Raw genomic sequence first — 966 nt, forward strand, 5'->3', positions numbered from 1 at the left:
GCTCGGTGATGGGCTGGGTGAGGGGGAGGGTGTGGTGGTGCCGTCGAGGCCGAGGAAGGAGATGGCGTAGGCGAGCTGGCCGTTCATGGGGAGTTGGTGGCCGACGCCGGAGATGCTGATGCCTTCGATGGTGGCCTGGGTGCCGGTGGCGCCGTAGCGGGTGCGGGTCCACGACGATTGCGGGTGGTCGGTGAAGGCGGGGGTCTGGCTGAGTCCGTGCAGGTTGGTCCACTGCTTGATCTCTTCGCCGTAGTTGGGGTAGGCGAGTGTGGTGTCGGTGGTGCCGTGCCAGAGCTGGATGCGGGGGTAGCGGCCGGTGTAGCCGGGGTACATGGCGCGGGCCTGGTCGCCCCATTGCTGGGCGGTTTTGATGAGCTGGCCGCCGGAGCACTGGCTGTTCCACAGTGAGCCGTTGGTGGTGGCGAAGCAGCCGGCGGGGACGCCGGAGAAGGCGGAGGCGGCGGAGAACACGTCGGGGTATTGGGCGGCCAGGACGTTGGTCATCATCGCGCCGGAGGAAAAGCCGCTGACGACGATGCGGGCGGGGTCGACGTTGTAGCGCTGGCGGGTGTAGGCGACCATGGCCATGATGCCGGCGGAGTCGCTGCCGCCGTCGCGGCGCAGGGCGGCGGGGGTGGACACGTCGAAGCATTTTTCGCTGCGGGTGGCTTCGGGGAGCACGATGATGTAGCCGTAGCGGTCGGCGGCGGTGACGTAGTCGTGGCCGTTGCCGTTGAAGATCGCGGAGGCCGAGCCGCTGCAGTAGTGGACCAGGACCAGCAGGGCCGGGCGTGCCGCGACGCGGTCGGGCACGTAGAGGTACATGTTCAGGTTCGTGGGGTTGGCGCCGAAGCCGGTGATCCGGGTCAGCGAGGCCGCCGCGGCGGGCCGGATCCCCAGGAGCATGCCCGCCACCATCAAAGGCAAGGCGGCGGCCGCCAGTAAGACTCTGAGCCTTCGTTTCAC

Annotated in this window: 1 protein-coding gene; it reads right to left on the reverse strand. The window is 68.7% G+C overall.

Going from position 1 to position 966, the window contains the following annotated elements; all coding sequences use genetic code 11:
* The coding region (locus FLX08_RS39930; RefSeq protein WP_341874382.1) for an extracellular catalytic domain type 1 short-chain-length polyhydroxyalkanoate depolymerase at positions 1–906 on the reverse strand (906 nt) is incomplete at its 3' end.
* Positions 907–966 lie beyond the last annotated feature (60 nt).

The organism is Microbispora hainanensis (assembly GCF_006874475.1).
In the GTDB taxonomy this organism is placed as follows: domain Bacteria; phylum Actinomycetota; class Actinomycetes; order Streptosporangiales; family Streptosporangiaceae; genus Microbispora; species Microbispora hainanensis.